The 21,431-nt window shown below is 70.5% G+C and carries 23 protein-coding genes; 9 read left to right on the plus strand and 14 right to left on the minus strand.

Features of this window, described 5'->3' with window-relative positions; translation table 11 throughout:
* Positions 1 to 23 precede the first annotated feature (23 nt).
* Complete coding sequence (locus tag AC2D10_RS09930) at positions 24 to 2,270, minus strand: exo-beta-d-1,3/1,6-glucosidase (protein ID WP_484707464.1); 2,247 nt, start codon at positions 2,268 to 2,270, stop codon at positions 24 to 26.
* A 63-nt stretch (positions 2,271 to 2,333) separates the two neighbouring features.
* Between AC2D10_RS09930 and AC2D10_RS09935 the strand changes: the two genes are divergently transcribed.
* Both AC2D10_RS09935 and AC2D10_RS09940 read left to right on the plus strand, forming a co-directional pair.
* A complete protein-coding gene (locus AC2D10_RS09935) occupies positions 2,334 to 2,972 on the plus strand; it encodes a TetR/AcrR family transcriptional regulator (protein ID WP_484707465.1) in 639 nt (212 codons plus the stop codon).
* Between the two features lie 53 nt (positions 2,973 to 3,025).
* Complete coding sequence (locus tag AC2D10_RS09940; RefSeq protein WP_484707466.1) at positions 3,026 to 4,240, plus strand: amidohydrolase; 1,215 nt, start codon at positions 3,026 to 3,028, stop codon at positions 4,238 to 4,240.
* A gap of 21 nt (positions 4,241 to 4,261) precedes the next feature.
* On the opposite strand, the gene AC2D10_RS09945 is transcribed toward AC2D10_RS09940, so the two are convergent.
* From AC2D10_RS09945 to AC2D10_RS09975, 7 genes are all read right to left on the minus strand, one after another.
* Entirely contained in the window at positions 4,262 to 4,705 is a 444-nt protein-coding gene (locus AC2D10_RS09945; protein WP_484711840.1) for a HEPN domain-containing protein, read from the minus strand.
* 35 nt (positions 4,706 to 4,740) lie between these two features.
* Positions 4,741 to 5,385, minus strand: coding sequence for an ArsR family transcriptional regulator (locus AC2D10_RS09950; RefSeq protein WP_484707467.1), 645 nt, complete (start codon positions 5,383 to 5,385; stop codon positions 4,741 to 4,743).
* 25 nt (positions 5,386 to 5,410) lie between these two features.
* Positions 5,411 to 6,502 (minus strand): GTP 3',8-cyclase MoaA, encoded by a 1,092-nt coding sequence (moaA, locus tag AC2D10_RS09955; protein WP_484707468.1) that lies wholly within the window; start codon positions 6,500 to 6,502, stop codon positions 5,411 to 5,413.
* Between the two features lie 120 nt (positions 6,503 to 6,622).
* Positions 6,623 to 7,702, minus strand: coding sequence for a sulfate/molybdate ABC transporter ATP-binding protein (locus tag AC2D10_RS09960; RefSeq protein WP_484707469.1), 1,080 nt, complete (start codon positions 7,700 to 7,702; stop codon positions 6,623 to 6,625).
* A complete protein-coding gene (modB, locus tag AC2D10_RS09965; protein WP_484707471.1) occupies positions 7,699 to 8,496 on the minus strand; it encodes a molybdate ABC transporter permease subunit in 798 nt (265 codons plus the stop codon). The genes AC2D10_RS09960 and modB overlap by 4 nt, the downstream gene beginning before the upstream one ends.
* Positions 8,493 to 9,272 (minus strand): molybdate ABC transporter substrate-binding protein, encoded by a 780-nt coding sequence (modA, locus tag AC2D10_RS09970; protein WP_484707472.1) that lies wholly within the window; start codon positions 9,270 to 9,272, stop codon positions 8,493 to 8,495. Before modA ends, modB begins: the two co-directional genes overlap by 4 nt.
* A 1-nt stretch (position 9,273) precedes the next feature.
* Positions 9,274 to 9,666 (minus strand): TOBE domain-containing protein, encoded by a 393-nt coding sequence (locus tag AC2D10_RS09975; RefSeq protein ID WP_484707473.1) that lies wholly within the window; start codon positions 9,664 to 9,666, stop codon positions 9,274 to 9,276.
* 136 nt (positions 9,667 to 9,802) lie between these two features.
* Here AC2D10_RS09975 and AC2D10_RS09980 point away from each other — a divergent pair, with 136 nt between their 5' ends.
* Positions 9,803 to 10,129 carry a hypothetical protein gene (locus AC2D10_RS09980; RefSeq protein ID WP_484707474.1) on the plus strand — a complete coding sequence of 109 codons (327 nt, stop codon included), beginning with the start codon at positions 9,803 to 9,805 and terminating at the stop codon, positions 10,127 to 10,129.
* A gap of 372 nt (positions 10,130 to 10,501) precedes the next feature.
* Complete coding sequence (gene glgX, locus AC2D10_RS09985) at positions 10,502 to 12,550, plus strand: glycogen debranching protein GlgX (RefSeq protein ID WP_484707475.1); 2,049 nt, start codon at positions 10,502 to 10,504, stop codon at positions 12,548 to 12,550.
* A 71-nt stretch (positions 12,551 to 12,621) separates the two neighbouring features.
* On the opposite strand, the gene AC2D10_RS09990 is transcribed toward glgX, so the two are convergent.
* Entirely contained in the window at positions 12,622 to 13,524 is a 903-nt protein-coding gene (locus AC2D10_RS09990; protein WP_484707476.1) for a LysR family transcriptional regulator, read from the minus strand.
* A gap of 72 nt (positions 13,525 to 13,596) precedes the next feature.
* On the opposite strand from AC2D10_RS09990, the gene AC2D10_RS09995 reads away from it, so the two are divergent.
* Positions 13,597 to 14,541 carry a DMT family transporter gene (locus AC2D10_RS09995; RefSeq protein ID WP_484707477.1) on the plus strand — a complete coding sequence of 315 codons (945 nt, stop codon included), beginning with the start codon at positions 13,597 to 13,599 and terminating at the stop codon, positions 14,539 to 14,541.
* On the opposite strand, the gene AC2D10_RS10000 is transcribed toward AC2D10_RS09995, so the two are convergent.
* Entirely contained in the window at positions 14,511 to 15,068 is a 558-nt protein-coding gene (locus AC2D10_RS10000; RefSeq protein ID WP_484707479.1) for a hypothetical protein, read from the minus strand. The genes AC2D10_RS09995 and AC2D10_RS10000 overlap by 31 nt on opposite strands.
* A 194-nt stretch (positions 15,069 to 15,262) precedes the next feature.
* Here AC2D10_RS10000 and AC2D10_RS10005 point away from each other — a divergent pair, with 194 nt between their 5' ends.
* From AC2D10_RS10005 to AC2D10_RS10020, 4 genes are read left to right on the plus strand one after another with little or no spacing between them, the layout of a single operon-like run.
* Positions 15,263 to 16,048, plus strand: a complete 786-nt coding sequence (locus AC2D10_RS10005) for a HesA/MoeB/ThiF family protein (protein WP_484707480.1) — start codon at positions 15,263 to 15,265, stop codon at positions 16,046 to 16,048.
* Entirely contained in the window at positions 16,045 to 17,289 is a 1,245-nt protein-coding gene (locus tag AC2D10_RS10010) for a molybdopterin molybdotransferase MoeA (protein WP_484707481.1), read from the plus strand. The genes AC2D10_RS10005 and AC2D10_RS10010 overlap by 4 nt, the downstream gene beginning before the upstream one ends.
* Complete coding sequence (gene moaC, locus AC2D10_RS10015; protein ID WP_484707482.1) at positions 17,286 to 17,786, plus strand: cyclic pyranopterin monophosphate synthase MoaC; 501 nt, start codon at positions 17,286 to 17,288, stop codon at positions 17,784 to 17,786. The genes AC2D10_RS10010 and moaC overlap by 4 nt, the downstream gene beginning before the upstream one ends.
* On the plus strand, positions 17,783 to 18,016 hold the full coding sequence (locus AC2D10_RS10020) for a MoaD/ThiS family protein (protein ID WP_484707483.1): 234 nt from the start codon (positions 17,783 to 17,785) through the stop codon (positions 18,014 to 18,016). Before moaC ends, AC2D10_RS10020 begins: the two co-directional genes overlap by 4 nt.
* A 13-nt stretch (positions 18,017 to 18,029) precedes the next feature.
* Here the strand turns inward: AC2D10_RS10020 and AC2D10_RS10025 are convergent, their stop codons facing one another.
* The 4 genes from AC2D10_RS10025 to AC2D10_RS10040 form a co-directional block, all read right to left on the minus strand.
* Entirely contained in the window at positions 18,030 to 18,464 is a 435-nt protein-coding gene (locus AC2D10_RS10025) for a molybdenum cofactor biosynthesis protein MoaE (protein WP_484707484.1), read from the minus strand.
* Positions 18,461 to 18,949, minus strand: a complete 489-nt coding sequence (locus AC2D10_RS10030) for a MogA/MoaB family molybdenum cofactor biosynthesis protein (RefSeq protein ID WP_484707486.1) — start codon at positions 18,947 to 18,949, stop codon at positions 18,461 to 18,463. Before AC2D10_RS10030 ends, AC2D10_RS10025 begins: the two co-directional genes overlap by 4 nt.
* A 40-nt stretch (positions 18,950 to 18,989) precedes the next feature.
* Positions 18,990 to 20,600, minus strand: coding sequence for a molybdopterin-dependent oxidoreductase (locus tag AC2D10_RS10035; protein ID WP_484707487.1), 1,611 nt, complete (start codon positions 20,598 to 20,600; stop codon positions 18,990 to 18,992).
* A gap of 79 nt (positions 20,601 to 20,679) precedes the next feature.
* Entirely contained in the window at positions 20,680 to 21,378 is a 699-nt protein-coding gene (locus AC2D10_RS10040) for a GTP pyrophosphokinase (RefSeq protein ID WP_484707488.1), read from the minus strand.
* Positions 21,379 to 21,431: the final 53 nt, after the last annotated feature.

The raw sequence follows: 21,431 nt of genomic DNA on the forward strand, positions 1-21,431 counted from the left end.
GACTGACCTCTCCGGGCTGACGCCTAGGCGACGTCGAACGCGGCGGCGAGCAGCGACTCCTCGCGTGACGACGGTCCCACGAGCAGCTCGAACGCCCCGGACTCGACCAGGCGCACACCCGCCGCATCGACGATCGAGCAGTCCGCGACCGGCACCTCGACCCGCACCCGCGACGACTCCCCCGGCGTGAGATCGATCTGGCGGTAGGCCTTGAGCTCGCGGTCGGTCCAGCTGACGCTCGTCACGGCATCGCGCACGTACACCTGCACGGTCTCGCGCACCGGCCGATCGCCCGTGTTCGTCACCGTCACGTGCCCGACCACCACGTCGTCACGCTGCAGCGACGACTGCACCAGCTCGAGGTCGGAGTACGCCACGGTCGTGTACGAGAGCCCGTCACCGAATGCCCACGCGGGCGCCTGGGTGAGGTCGGCGTACCGGTCGCCGTGCTGTCCGCGGATCTGGTTGTAGTACGTCGGCTGCTGGCCCACGTGTCGCGCGAACGAGATCGGCAGGCGCCCCGACGGCTCCACCGCACCCGAGATGACGTCAGCGAGCGCACGCCCGCCCTGCATCCCCGGGCTCGCCGCCCAGATCACCGCGGCCGCGCGCGAGACCGACGCCGGCAGCACCAGCGGCTTCGAGGCGAGCAGCACCACGACCACGGGCGTGCCGGTGGCGATCACGGCATCGAGCAGCGCGTTCTGTCCGCCGATGAGCTCGAGGGTCGCGGTCGACCGGCCTTCGCCGACGAGCTCGATGCGGTCGCCGACCACGGCCACCACGACATCCGCGTCGGATACCGCAGCCACTGCCTCGGCGATCAGCTGCTCGTCCGGCGCGGACGGCACGGCCACCGGCGGGCGGGGCTGCCCGTCGGGGAAGAGCGCACCCTGCGGGTCCTGCTCGAGGGTGAGGATGTCGGCGCCGCGCGCGTGCGCAACCGACCACCCGTCGACCCCGCGGAGGCCGTCGAGCACGGTCGTGATCATGTCGCGCGGCTGCCCGTCGAGCCACCCGGCCTGCCCCGAGCCGCCGGCCCAGTCGCCGAGCTGCGTCTGGGCGTCGTCGGCGAGCGGCCCGACCACGGCGACGTTCAGCGGAGCCGCGGCGTCGAGCGGCAGTGTGCCGTCGTTCTCGAGCAGCACGAGCGAGCGGCGGGTGATCTCGAGGTTCAGGTCTGCGTGTGCGACGCTGCCGACGACGGCATCACGCTCGGCGGCGGGCAGACGCGGGTCCTCGAAGAGCCCGAGCTCGAACTTCAGCGTGAGGATGCGGGCGGCCGCCACGTCGAACGCGTCTTCCGCGAGCATGCCTCGCGCGACGGCATCCAGCGCGCCCTCGAAGAACCTCGGCGTGGTCATGATCATGTCGTTGCCCGCGTTCACCGCGGCCGCCGACGCATGCGTGTGGTCGGGCTGCACGCGCTGCTCCCACACCATACGGCCGACGTTGTCCCAGTCCGTGATGAGGGTGCCGGTGTAGCCCCACTCGCCGCGGAGCACGTCGCTGAGCAGCCACTCGTTCGTGGTGATCGGCACGCCGTCCATGGTCTGGTAGCCGAGCATGAAGACGCGGCATCCCTCGCGGGCCACCCGCTCGAACGGCGGCAGGAACCACGAGCGCAGCTTGCGCCGCGAGATGTCGGCCTCGCTCGCGTCACGGCCACCCTGCGTCTCGGAGTACCCGGCGAAGTGCTTGGCCGTCGCGAGGATCGCCGTGGAGTCGTCGAGCCCGTCGCCCTGGTATCCGCGCACCATGGCCGAGGCCAGCTCGCCGATCAGGAACGGGTCCTCACCGAAGGTCTCGCCGACGCGCCCCCAGCGCAGGTCGCGCGCGATGCACAGCACCGGAGAGAACGTCCAGTGGATGCCGGTGGCCGCGACCTCGACCGCCGTCGCGCGCGCGACGCGTTCGACGAGCGCGGCATCCCACGACGCCGCCATGCCCAGCTGGGTGGGGTAGATCGTGGCGCCGGGCCAGAACGAGTGTCCGTGGATGCAGTCCTCGGAGACCAGCAGCGGAATGCGCAGGCGTGTCTGCGCGGTCAGCTCGTTGGCCCGCAGGATGCGTTCGGGCGACGTGTGCAGGATCGAGCCCGCGTGCCGGCGCAGGATGTGGTCGTCGAGATCGTCGCGCGCGTCGAGCTGCAGCATCTGCCCGACCTTCTCCTCGAGCGTCATTCGGCCGAGGAGGTCGGCGACCCGCTGCGGGATCGAGAGCGTCGGGTCCTGGTACGGGAGGGCCGTGGTGGCGTCAGCGCGTGTCATGGTGCAGCCGAGGTTACTGGTCAGTAAGTAACATGGCAAACGCACCGAGAGAGGGGACGGCCGATGACCGATGAGACAGCGGCGCCACGGGCACGACCCGAGACGCAGGCGAAACGCGAGCAGATCCTCCAGGCCGCGGTCGAGATCTTCGGCAGCAAGGGATCGACCAACGGCACCCTGGCCGACGTCGCCGAGCAGGTCGGCCTCACCCACGCGGGCGTGCTCCACCACTTCGGATCCAAGCAGAAGCTGCTGCTCGAGGTGCTGACCTCCCGCGACCGCGCAGACGTGGCCGACCTCGCCGGCGCCCGCGTGCCCGACGGTGCGGAACTCTTCCTGCATCTGGTGCGCACGGCGTTCGCCAACGAGCTGCGGCCCGGCATCGTGCAGACCTACACCGTGCTGTCCGCCGAGTCGGTGACCGAGGGCCACCCCGGGCGCGAGTACTTCGAGCGCCGCTATGCCGGGCTGCGCGCCGAGGTGACCGCTGCGTTCCACGAGCTCTGCGCGCAGGAGGGCGTGGACTCACCCGACACCGTCGCCGCCGCAGCGGCCGGCATCCTCGCCGTGATGGACGGCCTGCAGCTGCAGTGGCTGCTGCACCCGGATGCCGTGCAGCTCGGCGCCGCGAGCGAGTTCGCCATCCGCGCCATCGTCAATGCCGTGCTGCACCCGGGGCCTGCGCTGACGACCTACACGTGATCATCCCTGAACGACCCTCCGCGTGATCCATGCCCGCGGATAGGCTCGGGGGCATGACGATCGATCTCGAAGCGCTCTACATCGACCTGCACCATCACCCCGAGCTGTCCTTCCAGGAGACCCGCACCGCCGGCATCGCCGCCGGTCACCTGCGCGACCTGGGGCTCGAGGTGCATGAGGGCATCGGCGTGACGGGCGTCGTGGGGATCCTCACGAACGGCGACGGCCCTGTCGTGTGGGCACGGGCCGACATGGACGCACTCCCCGTGAAGGAGCAGACCAACCTGGCGTACGCCAGCACCGCGACCGGCGTCGATCCGGCCGGCAACACCGTGCCCGTGATGCACGCGTGCGGACACGACATGCACGTGACCGCGATGATCGGCGCGGTCGAGCGGCTCGTCTCCCAGCGCGACGAGTGGTCGGGCACGCTGGTCGTGCTCATCCAGCCCGCCGAGGAGTACGGCGCCGGATCACGGGCGATGCTCGACGCCGGGCTGCGCGACCTCGTGCCGCACCCCGACGTGGTGCTCGGACAGCACGTCACGCCGCTGCCCGCCGGCACGATCGGCGTGCGGCCCGGAACCCAGATGGCGGCGTCGGACGGTCTCACCGTCACGCTGCACGGCCGGGGCGGACACGGCTCGCGCCCGCACTCCACCATCGACCCGATCGTGATGGCCGCGGCCACCGTGATGCGGCTGCAGACGATCGCCTCGCGCGAGGTCGACCCGCGCGACGTCGCCGTCGTCACCGTGGGCTCGATCCATGCGGGGCTCAAGAACAACATCATCCCCGCCGAGGCCACGCTCGAACTGAGCCTGCGCTACCCGAACGACGCGATGCGCGACAGAGTCCTCGCGAGTGTCGAACGCATCGTGCGAGCCGAGGCCGCCGCGTCGGGCGCCGAGAAGCAGCCCGAGATCCGCACCGACCACACCCTCCCGCCGACGATCAACGACGTCGACGCGACCGCGCGCGTCACGACAGCACTCAAGCGGGCGCTCGGCGAGGCCTCGGTCGTCGACCCGGGCATGTTCACCGGCAGCGAGGACGTGTCATGGTTCGCCCGCGACACCGGTGCGCCGCTGGTGTTCTGGTTCTGGGGCGGCGTCGACCCCGCACGTTTCGCTGAGGCGACCGCGGCCGGCACGCTCGACCGCGACATCCCGACGAACCACTCGCCGTTCTTCGCGCCGGAGATCCACCCGACGATCGAGGTCGGCGTCACGGCGCTGTCGGCCGCGGCGCGGGAGTTCCTGGGCTGAGGCGCGGGGGCGGTCTCGGGCCTACCGGCCGTACGGCGGCAGTGTCGGCACCAAGGATGCGGCGAGCGCGAGAATGGCGCGGGCGGCGTCGATCGCCTCGTCCACGTCGTCGACGCTGATCTCCGGGGTGTCGAGATCCGGATACTCGCTGTCATTCCGAGTCCGCCTCATCCAGTCGAAGGGCTTGATCGTCGCGCCCATCGGGGGAACGAACTGCGCCACGGCCGCGTCGTAGACAGCGAGGTGGCCACCGCGGGATGTGGAGCGCAAACCCTGGGCAGCCAGACAGGCGGACAGAGCTTTTCGCGCCGCGTCGTACGCAGAGGTGAAGGCCTGATCCGGATCGTCAGCGCGCAGAGTCGCCGCGGACGCCACGTGTCGTCGCGCACGCTCGAGCAGCAGATTCGCGTGCTCGAGGTTGGCCGAGACGTGCTCGACGTGCTTCTTCGCGAGAAGTCCATCCATCACGTCGCGGCCCTTCTCCCATCTGAGCATCCGCGTCATCCCGACGACCGGTCAGCCGTGAGGTCCAGCTTCACCAGCGGACGGCTCTGCACGGTGCGAAGGAAGGCCTCGTCGGCCCGCTTCCATCGATCGAGGCTGACCGATCGCATGTTCACCTCTCGTCCGAGCAGCGCCCGCGCTTCTGCGGCGGCGTCGTAGACCGCCGCTCGATCGGGTTTTCCGACGATGAGCACGTCGATGTCTGCGGGATCAGCGCCCGCCTCGCCATACATTCGTGCCGCCCAGGAGCCATAGACGTAAGCATCCTCGACCCCTCGGACATCGGCCAAGAGCGCGGGCAGGATCACCTCCGGGCCGTACGCGTACTCGACGATCTCCCTGACCGGACGAAAGAGGGGATGCTCGGTGTTGGCGCTGACGTAACGGTTGCGTCCGGATCTGCGCTCCGTGAGGAAGCCCGACAGCACGAGTCGGTCGACTTCGCGGTGCACCGTCGGCATCGAACTCTGAACGGCGGCAGCGATCTCCGTCAGCGTCCGTTCTCGCTCCGGAGCGAGCAGAAGGCTCGCGAGAAGACGTCCCTGGAGGTCTGACCGAAGCAAGGGCGCGATCGCCGGAACTGTCGCTTTCACAAAGCGAAAGATATCAAACATTTTGTGAAACTGACGCGCGGACGGCATGCGCGCCAGGACGGACGAGGCGGCGTCAGCCGCCGATGGCGTTCATTCCGCGCGCAGGCTGCAGGAACGACGGGTCGTTGATCGCGTGCCCCGGCAGCTTGCCGTGCACACACGAGCGCAGCATCGCTCCGATTCCCGCGGCCCGTTCGTCGGCGCCGGATGAACCCTCGCCGCGCAGCACGTCGATCAGGTCGTACTCCGCGTTCGAGAACAGGCAGTTGCGCAGCTGCCCGTCGGCGGTCAGACGCAGCCGGTCGCACGCCCCGCAGAACGGCGCGGTGACCGAGGCGATCACGCCGACCTCGTGGGGTCCGCCGTCGATGCGCCACTTCTCGGCCGGCGCTCCCCCGCGTCCCGGGACGGGGTCGAGCTGCCAGCGCTCGCCGAGCTTCTCGAGGATCTCCTCACGCGTGACCATCGACGCGCGATCCCACGTGTGGCCGGCGTCGAGCGGCATCTGCTCGATGAACCGCAGCTGCGCGCCGACTTCCATCGCGAACGCCACCAGATCAGTGAGTTCGTCGTCGTTGACCCCGCGCATCGCGACCGCGTTGAGCTTGAGCGGTCGGAGCTCCGATGCCGCCGCCGCCGCGATGCCCTCGAGCACGTCGTCGAGGCGGTCGCGACGGGTCAGGTCGGCGAAGCGCTGCCGGTCGACCGTGTCGATGCTGATGTTGAGTCGCGTCAGCCCGGCGTCGATCAGGGCGGGGAGCTTCTTCGCCAGACTGATGCCGTTGGTCGTCATCGCGACCTCGACCGGCCCATCCACGCCCTCGATGCGGGCGACGCGGCGGACGACGTCGATGATGTCGGCGCGCAGCAGCGGCTCGCCGCCGGTCAGGCGGAAGGTGCGGATGCCGAGGGAAGCCGCGACCTCGGCGACCTCGATGATCTCGTCGGTGGAGAGGATGCTGGTGCGGGCGAGCCACTCGTTGCCCTGCTCGGGCATGCAGTAGGTGCAGCGCAGCGAGCAGCGGTCGGTCAGCGAGATGCGCAGATCGCGGTGCACGCGCCCGTGCGTGTCGATCAGTGCCCCGCTGGTCGGCACGGCGCTGGTCGCGGTGTCCGGCGCGACGGCGGGCGCTCGCGTGCCGATCACCACCGGCACGGCGGTCATCGTGCAGCCTCAGTCCCCGTCATCCTCCGAGACTAACCCGCGGCATACCGCGTGGGGCCCGTGGGGCGTCGATGAGCGGCATATTGCCAGGGCCTCGCCGGGAATCCCAGCCGGTGTCGCTCAGCCCGCCGGCACGAACCGCACGTGTGCCGGATCGATCCGCAGTCGCAGCACATCGCCCGGCGCGAGGCCCGCCGCGTCGGCCAGCGGCACGTCGACCGCGCACGAGGAGGTCTGCACGCGCACCCCCGCAAGAGTCGGCTCGAGCCGGGTGATCGCGGTGCGCCAGGATCCGCCGTCGCGCCCCCCGACACTTCCGCCATCATCCCCGGTGCCGCCCGCGATCCGTACGTCTTCCGGCCGGAACACCGCGGCGAGCCGCGCGCCGTCGACCGCCGCGAGCGCCTGCGACGCGGCATCCGCACTGGTCAACCGCAACCCCTCGGCGACGAACGCCCCGCCCTGCGCCGCCCCCACGATGCGGTTGACGCCGGCGATCGCCGCGACGAAGCCGGATGCCGGGGCCGCCAGCACCGCACGCACGGGTCCGCTCTGCGTGACCCGCCCCGCTTCGACGACGATCAGTCGGTCGGCGAGGGCGACGGCATCCGCCGCATCGTGTGTCACGGCGACCGTGGTGGTGCCCTCGAGCTGGTCGCGCAGCATCCGCCGAATTTCACCCGCGGTCTCGGGGTCGAGTGCGACCAGCGGCTCGTCGAGCAGCACGGCCCGCGGCGAGGCGGCCAGCGCGCGGGCGACGGCGACGCGCTGCCCCTCGCCGCCCGAGAGCTCTCGCGGCATGCGATCCCCCGCACCGGGGAGGCCGACACGCATGAGCCATTCATCGGCGGCATCGCGCGCCGTGCGGGCGTCGACCCCGCCGGAGCGCGGCCCGAATGCGACGTTCTCCCGCACGGACAGGTGCGGGAACAGCCGCGCGTCCTGCCCCAGCAGCACGATGCCGCGCTGCATCGGCGCCGTCTGCACGCGGGGCGAGGCGACACGGTCGACGACACGATCTGCGACCGCGATCTCGCCCGCCTGCAGCCGCACGAGTCCGGCCAGCGCCTGCAGCAGTGTGGACTTGCCCGCACCGCTCGGTCCCATGACCGCGACCGTCTCGCCGACCGCGACGTCGAGTGTCACGTCAACCGCGAAGTGCTCTCTCGCGACCACCACGTGTGCGCGCAGACCGCTCATCGTGCGGCCCCCGGTCGCCATCCGCGCACGAGCAGCAGCACGGCGATCGCGGTGGCGAGCAGCAGCAGGGCGAGCGCGACGGCCGCGCCCTGCGTCACCCCGGCGCCGTTGAACGCGGTGTAGATCGCGAGGGGCATGGTCTGGGTGACGCCCGGACGATTGCCCGCGAAGAGGGCGGTCGCGCCGAACTCGCCGATCGCGCGGGCGAAGCACAGCACGACCCCCGCGACGATGCCCGGCGCCGCGAGAGGCAGCGTGATCCGGCGCAGGATCGTCCAGCGCCCGGCGCCGAGGGCGGCCGCGGTGCGCTCGTAGTCGACACCCGAGGTGCGCACGGCGCCCTCGACGGCCAGCACGAGGAACGGCAGAGCGACGAACGTCTGCGCGAGCACGACCGCGGGCGTGCTGAACGCGAGCCCGAGCCCGCCGAACCACCCCGCACGTCCGAACAGGTAGAGCAGGGCCACCCCGCCCACCATCGGCGGCAGCACGAGCGGCACCGTGACGGCAGCCCGCAGCACCGCCGCGAGCCGCGGGCCTGATCGAGCGATGAACAGTGCGAGCGGAACCCCGATCGCGATGCACAGCAGCGTCGCGATCAGCCCAGTGCCCAGCGAGAGGCCGAGGGCTGCGAGCGCGGCATCCGACGTCACGTCGGCGACGAAGGTCGCCCACTCCACGCGGGCGATCAGTGCGGTGAGCGGCAGGACGAGGAACGCCAGACCGATCACCGCGGGGATCGCGAGCGCGCGCGGCGCGTACCCCTGGACTCCGGATGCGCCGGCGGCAGTCATGGCGCGCCGAAGCCGAAGTCTGCGAGGATCGCCTGTCCGGCATCCGACAGCACGAAGGCGACGAACGCCTCGGCCGCGCGCGGATTCTCGGCATCTGCGAGAGCGGTGATCGGATAGTGGTTGACGACATCGGCGGCGTTCTCGGGAACGATCACCTCGAGGTCGTCGCGTCCGATCACATCGGTGGCGTAGACCAACCCCGCATCGGCCTCGCCGGCTTCGACCTTGGTGAGCACCGCCGTGACGTTCTGCTCGAGGCTCGATGCCTCGACCCTCACGCCCGCGCCGTCGAGCAGGGCGGTGGATGCCGCGCCGCACGGCACCTCGGGGGCGCACACCACGGTGGTGACGTCGGCGAGATCGGCGAGGCCTTCCACGCCGCCGGGATTGCCGGCGGGAACCGCGATCACGAGGGTGTTCGAGGCGAACAGCTGCGGGTCGGTCGCGGCATCGGCGGCCTTCTGCATGGTCGACTCGTCAGCCGAGGCGAACACGTCGGCCGGCGCGCCCTCGCGGATCTGGGTGACCAGCGTGGCGGATCCGTCGTAGACCGGGCTGATCTGCACGTCGGGATTCTCTGCCGTGAAGGCCTCGGCCATCGCGTCGAAGGCGCCGGCGAGAGAGGCCGCGGCGTAGATCGTGAGCGCTCCGGTGGGGGCGGCGTCGGTGTCGGTCGGGGCTGGCTCTGCGGATTGTGTGGCCCCGGCGCACCCGGCGAGCGCGATGGCCGCAGCGACGAGGGCGGCGGCGGCAGAACGGCGGAGAGTACGGCGCATGTCAGGCCTTCGGGACTTCGACGACGACCTGGGTCGCCTTGACGGATGCGGTGGCGAGCGAGCCGACCTCGAGGTGCAGTTCGCGCGCGGCCTCGGCCGACATCAGCGAGACGACGCGATGCGGTCCGGCCTGGATGTCGACCTGCGCCATCAGGCCGTCGATCTGCACGCGGGTCACGATGCCGACGAAGCGATTGCGGGCGCTGGAGTGGGCGTCGCCGGCGGCCGTCGCCTCTGCGGCGAGCGCGATCGCCCGCGCGGCCAGAGCATCACCCGGGATCTCGGCGGGCACGGCGTCGGTCACCGGGAGCAGGTTCTGATCGATCCACCGGCGCACTGTGTCATCACTGACGCCGAGAAGCTGCGCGGCGCGCGCGATGCGGTAGGTCTGCATGGAGGGATGCTACCGCAGATGCGGGATTTTCAATCACTTCTCGCCGCTCGTGCGGACGCAGTTCGCGCGATTACCACCCGCTCGGCACGCGGGCAAGGGCTACCCGCTCAGGTGCGAGGTGGCATACAACGGGAGTATGCAGACCATCATCTATGCCGGTGACGAATACCTGACTGGTGACGAGATCGCCGATGCTCTGTTGGCGTACAGCAGGGCGCTCGGCGAGGACGAACGTGCGGAGATCGTCGAGATACCGGTGCGGGAGGACGACGGATCGATCGCGACGGCGAAGTTCCTGATCGGTCCCGCGAGCCAGATCGTCACGAAGACCGTGAACGGCCACGGACCCGAACTCGAAGACCCGGAACTCGTGTGTCGGCTGTGGGAACTGACCCGCGGCGTTCAGGCTCCCTCGGGTGACGCGCTCGACATGTCTCGCGACGAGGCATCCGACCTGGGCTGACTCGCGCAGCATCCCCGTTCTACGTGGCCCCGGAGGGGGAGGGAATGGCCGCCTCAGCGCGGACGAAGCGGCCATATGCGACCCCCGGCGCGGACGCCGGCTGAGGGAGGGGACGCGAATGGCCGCCTCGGCGCGCGCGAAGCGGCCATATGCGACCCCCGGCGCGGACGCCGGCTGAGGGAGGGGACGCGAATGGCCGCCTCGGCCCGCGCCAAGCGGCCATGTGCGACCCCCGGTGCGAGCGCGAGCAGCAGATCATAGCGACCACGCACCCCGAAGGGAACGGCGCGAAGATTTCTCCTCCCGCGGATACTGTCGTGAAGCGCGACAGCACCCGGCCAGCGCCCCGACGGAAGAATCCGGAAGAATCCCTTGACTCACGCACAGCTCTCCCGCCCGTTCCCCCTCGGTCACAGCATGATCGCCGACCGTTCGAACTTCGCGGTCTACTCCGAGACCGCCGACGCCGTGTACGTATGCACGTTCGCAGACGACGGCTCCGAGACACGCACCGCACTCACCGAGCGCACCGGCCACGTCTTCCACGGATTCGTCGACGGCGCCGGGGTCGGCACGCGTTACGGCCTGCGCGTCGACGGACCGTGGGATCCCGCCCGCGGCCTGCGTCACAACGTGCACAAGCTCCTCCTCGACCCGCACGCCACCGCGATCGAAGGCGGATACGACTGGTCGCAGGCGGTGTTCGGGCACGACATGAACGACGCCGAACAGCGCGACGACACCGACTCCGCGGCATCCGTCCCCCGGTGCGTCGTGACGGACGGCAGCTTCGACTGGGAGGATGACGCGGCCCCGCGCACGCCTCTCGATCAGACCGTGGTCTACGAGGTGCACGTGAAGGGCTTCACCCAGCAGCATCCGGATGTTCCCGAGGAGATCCGCGGCACCTACGCGGGCCTCGCGCACCCCGCCGCCATCCAGCACTTCCTCGATCTCGGAGTGACCGCGGTCGAGCTGCTGCCGGTGCACCAGTTCGTGCAGGACAGCCACCTCGAGGAGAAGGGTCTGCGCAACTACTGGGGCTACAACTCCATCGGGTTCTTCGCTCCGCACGGCGACTACTCATCGGCCGGAGACGGCGGCGCGCAGGTCGCTGAGTTCAAGAACCTGGTCAAGGCGCTGCATGCTGCGGGGCTCGAGGTCATCCTCGACGTGGTCTACAACCACACCGCCGAGGGCAACCACATGGGCCCGACGCTGTCGTTCAAGGGCATCGACAACGCCGCCTACTACCGGCTGGTCGAGGGCGACGAGGCGAACTACTTCGACACCACCGGCACAGGAAACAGCGTCAACGTGTCGCATCCGGCCGCCCTGGGCCTGATCATGGACTCGTTGCGGTACTGGGTGACCGAGATGCACGTCGACGGGTTCCGCTTCGACCTCGCCACCACGCTCACCCGTCAGGGCGGGGATGCCGAGCTGCACAGCGCCTTCCTCACGCTGATCCACCAGGATCCGGTGCTCGCTGCGGTGAAGATGATCGCCGAGCCGTGGGACACCGCGGGGTACCAGGTCGGCGGATTCCCGGCGGACTGGTCGGAGTGGAACGGCAAGTTCCGCGATGACGCCCGCGACTTCTGGAACGGCGGCGACGCGACGCTCGGCACGACCGCGCAGCGCATCCTCGGCTCGCCGGATGTCTACGAGGCCAGCCGGCGCTCACCGCTGTCGAGCGTGAACTTCATCACCGCGCACGACGGGTTCACCCTCGCCGACCTGACCTCATACGCCGAGAAGCACAACGAGGACAACGGCGAGGACAACCAGGACGGCGAGAGCGACAACAAGTCGACCAACGGCGGCGTCGAAGGTCCCACCGACGACGAGGCCGTCAACGCCGCCCGCGACCGCAAGCGCCGCAACCTGCTGGCGACGCTGCTGCTGTCGGCCGGCGTGCCGATGCTGCTGGGCGGCGACGAGCTCGGACGCACGCAGGGCGGCAACAACAACGCATACTGCCAGGACAACGAGATCTCGTGGTTCGACTGGGACTCGGTCGACGAGGATCTGCTCGCCTTCACGCGCACGCTGATCGCGCTGCGCGCCGAGAACCCCGCGCTGCGGCCGGTGTGGTTCCGCCACGCGCCCGATTCCGACAGCAGCGACACCGTCGACATCCTGCGCGCTGACGCCGAGGGCTTCGACGACACCGACTGGGACAACCCCGACGCCCGCACCATCACCTTCGTGTTCGCGCACGAGGGGGCGGATGCGTTCGCGCTGCTGCTGAACGCCGCAGACAACGGCGTGGAGTTCACTCTGCCCGCCGCTCCGCACGGTGACTGGTCGCTCGCGCTGTCGAGCGATGTCGAGCAGGCCGTGGCCGACGAGGCGACCTCGCTCACCGTCAAGGAGGGGTCGTTCACCCTGCTGCGGTCAGCGGTGCACGCCGGCTGACACACCGACGAGCGGGCGACGCGGGTGGCCGAGAGGATCGGCCGCCCGCGTCGTGTCGTTCGCCGCTGCGATCACGAGGCGAGTTCGGCGGCGATCTGCTCGATCCGTTCGAGGACCGTGCGCACCGCGCGCCGCTCCGTCGCCTCGGGTCGCGCGAGGCAGTCGATCTTACGCCCGATCCCGGGCACTCCCAGGGGGCGCAGGACCACATCCGGATGACGGCGCAGATCGGTCGTGTAGCGCGGCAGCAGCGCGACGCAGTCGCTCGCGGCGATCACACTCGCCGCGATGGCGAAGTCGTTGATCCGGTGCGCGACGTGCGCCTCGTGCCCCGACACGGTCGCGATCACGCCGATCGCCTGCTCGAGCGGGAAGCCCTCGTGCACAGCTACCCAGTCCGCATCGCGAAGCCGCGACGGCTGCACGACGCTCTCGCCCGCGAGCGGATGGTCACGCCGGACGGCGACATCCAGCGGCTCGAAGAACAGCGGGTGTGCGCGCACCCACGTCGGCCATTCGGGGCTGCCCGCGAGGCGATGGGCGATGACCAGATCGTGATCCGCGGTCAGGGACGCGAACTCCGTCTGCGCGACGTCGAAGTCGCTGAGCGCGAGCGTCGCAGCATCCGACCCCCCGGCGGAGGAGAGCAGGGGCCCGAACAGCGCGAGCCCAGCGCTGTGGAATGCCGCGACCGACACGCGACCCTCGGCGACGCTCGCGAAACCCGCGACGGTCTCGTGTGCCCGGGCCAGAGCGACATCGACCTCGACCGCCGCGTCGGCCAGCGCCTGCCCGGCCGCGGTCAACGCCGTCCGACGACCGCTCCGGTAGGTCAAGGGCGCGGCTGACTGGCGCTGGAGCGCGCTGATCTGCTGCGAGATCGACGATGGCGTGACACGTCGAGCCACCGCGACGGCCGCGATGCTGCCGCGCTCCCCGACCTCGCGAAGTGCCCGCAGCTGTGCGATTTCCATAAGTTCAAACTAACGTGTCGCGTCAGAAGCTTGTGTCTTGTGGCGCGAGTCCCCGCGCAGCGACGATGGACCGTGCCCATCCTTCTCGTCCGCTCGCGCGTCGACCTGTGCCTGCTGCTGGTCGCGATCGCCTGGGGATCGACCTATCTCGTGGCGAAGGAGCTCATCGCTGACGGCGCCGTCCTCGCCCTCCTCGCCGCGCGGATGCTGTGCGCCGCCGGTGCGCTCGGCCTGCTGCTGGCTCTGCGGCGCAGTGCCGTCACTTCCTCCGAGTGGCGGGCGGGCGCGATCCTCGGCCTGCTGCTCGCGGCCGTCTTCGCCCTCGAGACCTTCGGGATCGCGCATACCAGTGCGACGAACGCCGGACTCATCATCAGTCTGACGATCGTGTTCACGCCACTGCTCGACGCCGCGGTCACGAAGCGGCGGCTCCCGCGGCGGTTCCTCGGGGCGTGCGGCGTGGCGGTGATCGGTGTGGCGCTGTTGGCGAGCAACGGCACGCTCCAGCCGCCGGCGCTCGGAGACCTCCTCATCCTGGGCGCCGCCGTTGTGCGCGCGGTGCATGTGACCTCGATGCACGCGCTCACCGCGGGCCGGACGATGGACTCGCTCCGCCTCACGACCGTGCAGATGACGACGTGCGCCGCCGTCTTCGGCGTGACGACCCTGTTCCACGGGCCGTCGATCCCCACCTACCTGGGCGGCCTGGATGCCGGCGCGCTCGCCCTCTTCGGCTATCTGGTGCTCGTGTGCACGGTGTTCGCATTCCTCGTGCAGACGTGGGCGGTGCGGCGCACCTCACCGGCGCGCGTGAGCCTGCTGCTCGGAACCGAGCCGGTGTGGGCCGCGGTCGTGGGCGTCACCATCGCCGGCGACGCGTTCGGTCCCCTCGGCGCGGTCGGGATCGCCCTCGTGCTGCTGGGCACGGCGTGGGGCCGGAGCATCGACGCGCGCCGAGTCGACGGCACCCCGGCGGTCGTCGGCTCTCAGCCCACGCGCACGAGTGAGAACGCGTAGACCGTCGGGGCGCCCTCGAGCGCGAGCTGCACGGTCAGGCCCGTCTGGGCGGTCGTGACATCGAACGCGACCGTCGAGTTCGTGCAGACGACCGGCTCACCCGCGGGCTCGGCCGCGATCTCAGCCTCGAGTTCGGCGGTGGTGACGGAGATCGTGCCCTCACCGCGGCAGGCGAACTGGGCCTGGTACGAGCCGGGTTCCAGGGAGGTGAAGTTCGACGTCTGGTTCGGTGAGGTGTTCTCGCTGATCCAGCCGGAGTACCCGACCGCGTACCCCGCGGTCTCGCCGTGCGGCACCGCGGAGTCGGCCCAGTCGGGGATGTCCTCGATCGGCATCGGCAGCAGCGCTTCATCGGCTCGTGCTGCTGCATCGGCCGTCGGTGTCGGTGTCGGTGTCGACCCGGACTCGACCTCCGAGATCGACGGGGCGGGCGCTCGCTCGGGGTCTGTGGGCTCGTCGCTGCATCCCGCCAGCGTCATTCCCGCCAGCAGAAGCACTCCGACCGTCACCGCTCGTCTCATCGCCATGCCCCCACGCTACGGGCCGCGCTCGCCAGGCGGGGTTTCGGGCGGTGCCCCTTGATCCGCGTTCACAATGCAGCAAGAATGCGTCGAAATTCGCCCTGCAGCCCCCGATCCGGGCCCTCGTCCGCAGTTCTTGCTGAGTTGTGAACGGCCGATCGCTCCGCCCGCGCCCACCCCGCCGGGCATACCCTGAACCCATGCATCCCCTCGTCGCGCCTGCGCCGGCCCTGGAGCCGACCGAACTCGTCCGTACCGCCCGCCACGCGGTGCTCACCGGCATCGGCGAAGAGGGGCAGCGTCGGCTGAACGCCGCCCACGTGGTCGTCGTCGGCGCGGGCGGACTCGGGTCCCCCGTGCTGCTCGCCCTCGCCGCGGCCGGCGTCGGCGCGATCACGGTGATCGACGACGACGTGGTGGAGCTGACGAATCTGCAGCGCCAGCTCGCCCACCGCGTCGATGACATCGGCACGGCCAAGACGGCGTCGGCCGCGCGGGCGATCACCGCTCTCGCCCCGCAGACCGTCGTCACGCAGCGGCCCGAGCGCCTCGACCCCGCCAACGCCGAGCGCCTGCTCGCCGGGGCCGATGTGGTGGTCGACACGAGCGATTCGTTCGAGACCCGCCGCGCTGTGGCAGCCGCGACTGAGGCACGGGGGCTTCCGCTGGTGTGGGGCGCGGTGCAGGAGTGGCATGCGCAGGCGACGGTCTTCTGGTCGGATCCGCCCGAGGGCGACGCCGTGGTGCTGACCGATCTCTTTCCGCTGGGCACCGAGGGCGAGCCGCCCAGCTGCGCGCAGGTCGGCGTGCTCGGGGCACTGTGCGTGCAGGTCGGCGGGATGCTGTCGAGCGAGGTCGTGAAGCTGATCACCGGTGCCGGGCAGCCGTTGCTGGGTCGCCTGGCGATGATCGACGCACTGAACGGACGCCAGCACGAGATCGCGATCCGTCCGTCCGTGCCGACCGCCGCGGCGGTGTCGGCATGACCGCCGCGAAGACGCCCCGCACGGTCGAGGAGCAGCTCGCCCGCGTGCTCGCCGCCGCACGCCCGCTCGACCCCGAGACGCGACCGGTCGGCGACGCGGCCGGACGCACGCTCGCGCAGCCCGTGACCGCGGCGCACGACATCCCCCTGTTCGACAACTCCGCGATGGACGGCTTCGCGGTGCGCGCGGCCGACGTCGCCGGGGCATCCGCCGACCACCCGGTCACCCTGCGCGTGGTCGCCGATCTGCCCGCCGGGGTCTCGACCGACCCCGCGCTCGCACCCGGTCAGGCGGCCCGCATCATGACCGGCTCGCCCACCCCCTCCGACGCCGACGCGATCGTGCCCTTCGAAGACACGGCGGGCGGCTTGGCCGACTCGCTCGGCGAGGTGCGGGTGTTGCACGCGCCGACGAAGCCGAACGCTTTCGTGCGCCGTCGCGGCGCTGACCTGCGCGCGGGCGACGAGGTCGTGCCTGCGGGTGAGCGGCTCGGCGCGTTCCAGATCGCGGCCGCGATCGCCGCCGGGGTGTCCGAGGTCTTCGTCGCGCGGCCCCCCCGCGTGGCCGTCGTCTCGACTGGGAGTGAACTGCTCACGCCGGGCGAGGAACCCGCGCGCGGCCGCATACCCGACTCGAACGGGCCCCTGCTCGCGCAGCTGGTGTCCGACGCCGATGCCGAGGTCGTGCTGGTGGCACGCGTCACCGACGACGCCGATGCCGTCCGCACGGTCACCGCCGATGCCGTGGCGCGGGGTGCCGACGTGATCGTCTTCACCGGGGGCGTCAGTGCGGGCGCATACGAGCCCGTGCGCGGCGCCTTCGACGGCGGCGGTGAGGTCGAGTTCACCCCCGTCGCGATGCAGCCGGGCAAGCCGCAGGCCTTCGGCGTGCTGGCCTCGGGTGCGCTGGTGTTCGGCCTGCCGGGCAACCCGGTCAGCGTCGCGGTGTCGTTCGAGGTGTTCGTGCGCCCGGCGCTGCTGGCCCTGCAGGGGCGCACCGACATTCATCGGCCCCACGCTCCTTTCACGGCGGCCGCCGCCTGGACCACCCCGCCCGGGCGCCGCCAGTACCTGCCCGCGATCGTCGACCTCGCGGCCCGTACCGTGCGCCCGGCCACGGCGGGCGGATCCGGATCACACCTGGCCGGGGGTCTCGCTCGCGCGCACGCGTTCGCGATCGTCCCCGCCGAGGTCGATGCCGTCGCCGAGGGCGACCTGATCGATGTCATGCTGGTCGGATGAGCTTCCCTCACCTTGACGCGGCCGGCCGCGCGCACATGGTCGACGTGACCGCGAAGCAGCCGACCGTGCGTTCCGCGACCGCCCGCGGGTTCGTCCGCTGCAGCCCCGATGTGATCGCGGCACTGCGCGACGGCACCGTCCCGAAGGGCGATGTGCTCGCGGTCGCCCGGATCGCCGGCATCCAGGCCGCGAAGTCCACCCCCGCGCTCCTTCCGCTCGCACACGTGATCGGCGTGCACCGGGCCAGCGTCGAACTCGACATCGTCGACGACGGCGTGCAGATCGAGGCGACCGTCGGCACGGCCGACCGCACGGGCGTCGAGATGGAGGCGCTCACGGCGGTCTCGGTCGCAGCCCTCGCGGTGGTCGACATGATCAAGGGCGTCGATCGCTCGGTCGTGATCGAAAATGTGCGCATCGTCGCGAAGGCCGGCGGACGCTCGGGCGACTGGGTGCGTCCCGGTGAAGACGCCCCGGTGTCAGGAGACGCGCGATGACCCGGGTGCGCTACTTCGCCGCCGCCGCGGAAGCCGCCGGTGTCGATTCCGAAGAGCGCGGCGAGACCACGCTGCTCGCCCTGCGCGCGGCGGTCGTGGCGGAGCATCCGGCCCTCGCCGACATCCTGCCCCGCTGCGCCGTGATGGTCGACGGCGTGCGCTCCGACGACGACATGCCCCTCGACGACGCACAGCTGATCGACGTGCTGCCGCCGTTCGCCGGCGGCTAGAGCGCGATCGCGGTCAGCCGCCGACGCCCTTCCACGACGTCGATCCGTCGGATTCGAGCTGACGCTTCCACACCGGCAGATCGCGCTTGATTGCCTCGATGATCTCGCGGCACACCTCGAAGGCCTCGGCGCGGTGCTCGGATGCCACGGCGATGACGACGGCGGCATCCCCCACGTCGAGCTTGCCGATGCGGTGGCTGACCGCGACGACGGCGGGCGCGCCCGACGCGGACGCGGCCTCCTGCGCGATGCGCTGCAGCGTCGCCTGGGCATCGGGGTGAGAGCTGTACTCGAGCCCGACGACCGGGGTCTCAGCATCGGGATCGTTGTCGCGCACGCGCCCGACGAACGTCGTCACCGCGCCGAGCCGGGGGTCCTCGACCGCGGCGAGATGCGGGTCGAGTTCGAGGCGCTCTTCCGAGATCGCTGCGATTCGTACGTCGTTCATGTGTGGTCTCCGCCCGCTACCTGATCGATGATGTGCGCGGCGACGCCGAGCACGAGGGGTACGCCCGATGCGACGGCGCGAGTCGAACCGGGAAGGTTCACCACGAGCGCGCCCTGGGGGTCGATGATGCCGGCGAGGCCGCGTGACAGCAGCGACAGCGGGGTGTCGGCGAGTCCGCTGCGGCGGAGCTCCTCGGCGATGCCGGGGACTACGCGAGAGATCAATGGGCGCGTGCCCTCGGGCGTCAGGTCACGAGGGCCGACGCCGGTGCCGCCGGTCGTGATGATCAGCTTCACGCCGCGCGCGGCCGCCCGACGCAGGGCATCGGAGACCGAGGCCGCCCCGTCAGGGATGACCTCGGCGTCGGGGCAGTGCCACCCGGCATCCCGCAGCAGTCCGACGGCGATCGGTCCGCCGCGATCCTCGCGCTCTCCTGCGAAAGATCGGTCCGAGACGGTGATCACACACGCGGGGAGCGACGTCATGGCTCCACCCTAGGGGGTGGGGTCCGGCGTCGCACCGGGCTCATGTGACGCGGATGAGCGAGCGCTGCCAGCCCGACGAGCCGTTGGGCGCGATCGGTGCGCGCTCCTCGATCTGCGTGTCGCCGTTCTTGTTGATCGCGCGCACGGCCACGTAGTGGGTGCCGGGGGTGGCATCCCACTCCATGAACCACTGCACCCACGTGTCCTCGTTGATCGGGGTCGAGAGGGTGACCGGCACCCAGTCGCCGTTGTCGATCGAGACCTCGACACGCTCGATGCCCACCGACTGCGCCCAGGCGACGCCCGCGATCGGGATCTTGCCCGCCGAGACGGCCTCACCGATCTTGGGGGTGTCGACGCGCGAGGCGAACTTGATCGGAGCCTCGGCGCTGTAGCCGCGGGGCGTCCAGTAGGCCTCGTCGTCGGCGAAGGTGGTGACCTTGAGCTCGGTGAGCCACTTGGTCGCCGACACGTAGCCGTAGAGACCGGGCACGACCATGCGCACCGGGAAGCCGTGCTCGAGCGGCAGCGGCTCGCCGTTCATGCCGACCGCGAGGATCGCGTCGAGGTTGTCGTCGGTCAGTGCCGACAGTGGGGTGCTGGCGGTGTAGCCGTCGACGCTGCGCGAGAGCACCATGTCGGCGCCCGACTTCACGCCGGCCTTCTTCAGCACCTCGCGGAGCGGAACGCCCAGCCACATCGCATTGCCCACGAGCTCGCCGCCGACCTCGTTCGAGACGCAGGTCAGTGTGATCGCGTACTCGTCGAGCCCCATGTCGAGGATGTCCTGGAAGCTCAACTCGACCCGCTGGTCGACCATGCCGTCGATGACCAGACGCCAGGTCTCGGGGTCGATCGTGGGCACGGTGAGCGCGGTGTCGACACGGTAGAAGTCGGCGTTCGGGGTGAACAGCTTGCTCAGACCCGGCACGTCGAGCTCGGCGCCTGCCGGCACCGTCACCTTCGTGCGGGCGGCGGGGAGCTTGAGGGCGCTGCGGATGGATTCGACCGAGCCGACGGCCATCGTCACGGCGCGCGAGGTGATGCCGACGACGAGGGCGGATGCTCCGGCGACGGCTGCGAGCACGAAGAAGCGACGACGGTCGATGCCCTTCGGCGCGGGGTCGGTGGTGCTGTCATCCGTGGTGGTGGCGCTGCTCTTCGCAGCCTCATCGGCCCGGGACGGGACGACCGCCGCGCGCCAGGCCCGCAGGCGACGCACCAGCAGCATCAACAGGAAGGAGCCCACGATCGTTCCGAGCACCGGGGGAAGGAAGGCGAGAGGGGTGACACCGGCGCGGGTCACGATTGCCGCGGTCGAGAGGACACCCGCGATCACCAGGGCGATCACGCCGAGCGGCGGACGCACGAGCTGCAGGATGCCGGCGATCGCCGAGGCGATGACGACAGCCAGACCGAGACCCGCGAGCAGGGCGATCTTGTCGTATTCGCCGAAGGTCGCGATCGCGAACTCCTTGAACGGCTGCGGGACGATGTCGATCACGAACCCGCCCACCGCGAGGATCGGACTGGCCGCGCGGGCGAAGATCAGCGCGAACAGCTCGGCGGTCGCCAAGAAGACCGCACCGCCGATCACGCCCGCCAGGGCGGCCCATGCGATGAATCGTTTGCCACTGCTGCGCTGCGCCATGACCGTCTCCTCCAGCACCCGAGTCAGGCGCTCTCGGGTGTTATTCGGAGCAGCGGCCGGTTCGGATGGGAGTCATGGGTCAGACGCCGACGATACGCGGGGGCGGCGGCGGTCCGAGCTGCCGCTGCGGCACCCCGTGCGCCTCGCGGTGCAGACGCTCCATCCGGCTGTCGAGCTCGGCCGCGGCATCTGCGGCACTGCTGAGGCTGTCCACCAGATGTGAGGGCACCTGGTTCGAGAACTTGTAGTAGATCTTGTGCTCGAGGCTGGCCCAGAAGTCCATCGCGATGGTGCGGAACTGCACCTCGACCGGAATCGACAGCGCCCCGGTCGACAGGAACACCGGCACCTCGATGATCGCGTGCAGACTCTTGTAGCCGTTGTCCTTGGGGTGGGCGATGTAGTCCTTGACCGTGCGCACGGTCACGTCATCCTGCGCGGTGAGCAGATCGAACAGCCGGTACACGTCGGCGACGAAGCTGCAGGTGACGCGCACCCCGGCGATGTCGGTGATCTCCGACCGGATGCGCTCGAAGTCGGGCTCGTCGATCCCCTTCCGGGCGATCTTCTCGACGATGCTGTCGGGCGTCTTGAGCCGACTCTTCACATGCTCGATCGGGTTGTACGCGTGGTGGTGCGTGAACTCGTCGCGGAGGATCGAAATCTTCGTCTCGACCTCCCGCATCCCGAACTCGTACTCCCGCAGGAAACGCTGGAATTCGTCACGGAGTTCGCGGGTCTTGCGTATGGAGTCTTCGGTGACCGAGAGGGTCGTCATGCCCCCGACGTTACGGGTTCGTGATCGGAAACCGCTGTGGATCGTCGATGTGT

The organism is Microbacterium sp. PI-SA-G (assembly GCF_057215335.1).

Coding starts and splice junctions, on each gene's coding strand:
- AC2D10_RS09930 (WP_484707464.1), bottom strand. CDS start 2,270: ATGACACGCGCTGACGCCACCACGGCCCTCCCGTACCAGGACCCGACG.
- AC2D10_RS09935 (WP_484707465.1), top strand. CDS start 2,334: ATGACCGATGAGACAGCGGCGCCACGGGCACGACCCGAGACGCAGGCG.
- AC2D10_RS09940 (WP_484707466.1), top strand. CDS start 3,026: ATGACGATCGATCTCGAAGCGCTCTACATCGACCTGCACCATCACCCC.
- AC2D10_RS09945 (WP_484711840.1), bottom strand. CDS start 4,705: ATGGATGGACTTCTCGCGAAGAAGCACGTCGAGCACGTCTCGGCCAAC.
- AC2D10_RS09950 (WP_484707467.1), bottom strand. CDS start 5,385: ATGCCGTCCGCGCGTCAGTTTCACAAAATGTTTGATATCTTTCGCTTT.
- moaA (WP_484707468.1), bottom strand. CDS start 6,502: ATGACCGCCGTGCCGGTGGTGATCGGCACGCGAGCGCCCGCCGTCGCG.
- AC2D10_RS09960 (WP_484707469.1), bottom strand. CDS start 7,702: ATGAGCGGTCTGCGCGCACACGTGGTGGTCGCGAGAGAGCACTTCGCG.
- modB (WP_484707471.1), bottom strand. CDS start 8,496: ATGACTGCCGCCGGCGCATCCGGAGTCCAGGGGTACGCGCCGCGCGCG.
- modA (WP_484707472.1), bottom strand. CDS start 9,272: ATGCGCCGTACTCTCCGCCGTTCTGCCGCCGCCGCCCTCGTCGCTGCG.
- AC2D10_RS09975 (WP_484707473.1), bottom strand. CDS start 9,666: ATGCAGACCTACCGCATCGCGCGCGCCGCGCAGCTTCTCGGCGTCAGT.
- AC2D10_RS09980 (WP_484707474.1), top strand. CDS start 9,803: ATGCAGACCATCATCTATGCCGGTGACGAATACCTGACTGGTGACGAG.
- AC2D10_RS09990 (WP_484707476.1), bottom strand. CDS start 13,524: ATGGAAATCGCACAGCTGCGGGCACTTCGCGAGGTCGGGGAGCGCGGC.
- AC2D10_RS10000 (WP_484707479.1), bottom strand. CDS start 15,068: ATGGCGATGAGACGAGCGGTGACGGTCGGAGTGCTTCTGCTGGCGGGA.
- AC2D10_RS10005 (WP_484707480.1), top strand. CDS start 15,263: ATGCATCCCCTCGTCGCGCCTGCGCCGGCCCTGGAGCCGACCGAACTC.
- AC2D10_RS10010 (WP_484707481.1), top strand. CDS start 16,045: ATGACCGCCGCGAAGACGCCCCGCACGGTCGAGGAGCAGCTCGCCCGC.
- moaC (WP_484707482.1), top strand. CDS start 17,286: ATGAGCTTCCCTCACCTTGACGCGGCCGGCCGCGCGCACATGGTCGAC.
- AC2D10_RS10020 (WP_484707483.1), top strand. CDS start 17,783: ATGACCCGGGTGCGCTACTTCGCCGCCGCCGCGGAAGCCGCCGGTGTC.
- AC2D10_RS10025 (WP_484707484.1), bottom strand. CDS start 18,464: ATGAACGACGTACGAATCGCAGCGATCTCGGAAGAGCGCCTCGAACTC.
- AC2D10_RS10030 (WP_484707486.1), bottom strand. CDS start 18,949: ATGACGTCGCTCCCCGCGTGTGTGATCACCGTCTCGGACCGATCTTTC.
- AC2D10_RS10035 (WP_484707487.1), bottom strand. CDS start 20,600: ATGGCGCAGCGCAGCAGTGGCAAACGATTCATCGCATGGGCCGCCCTG.
- AC2D10_RS10040 (WP_484707488.1), bottom strand. CDS start 21,378: ATGACGACCCTCTCGGTCACCGAAGACTCCATACGCAAGACCCGCGAA.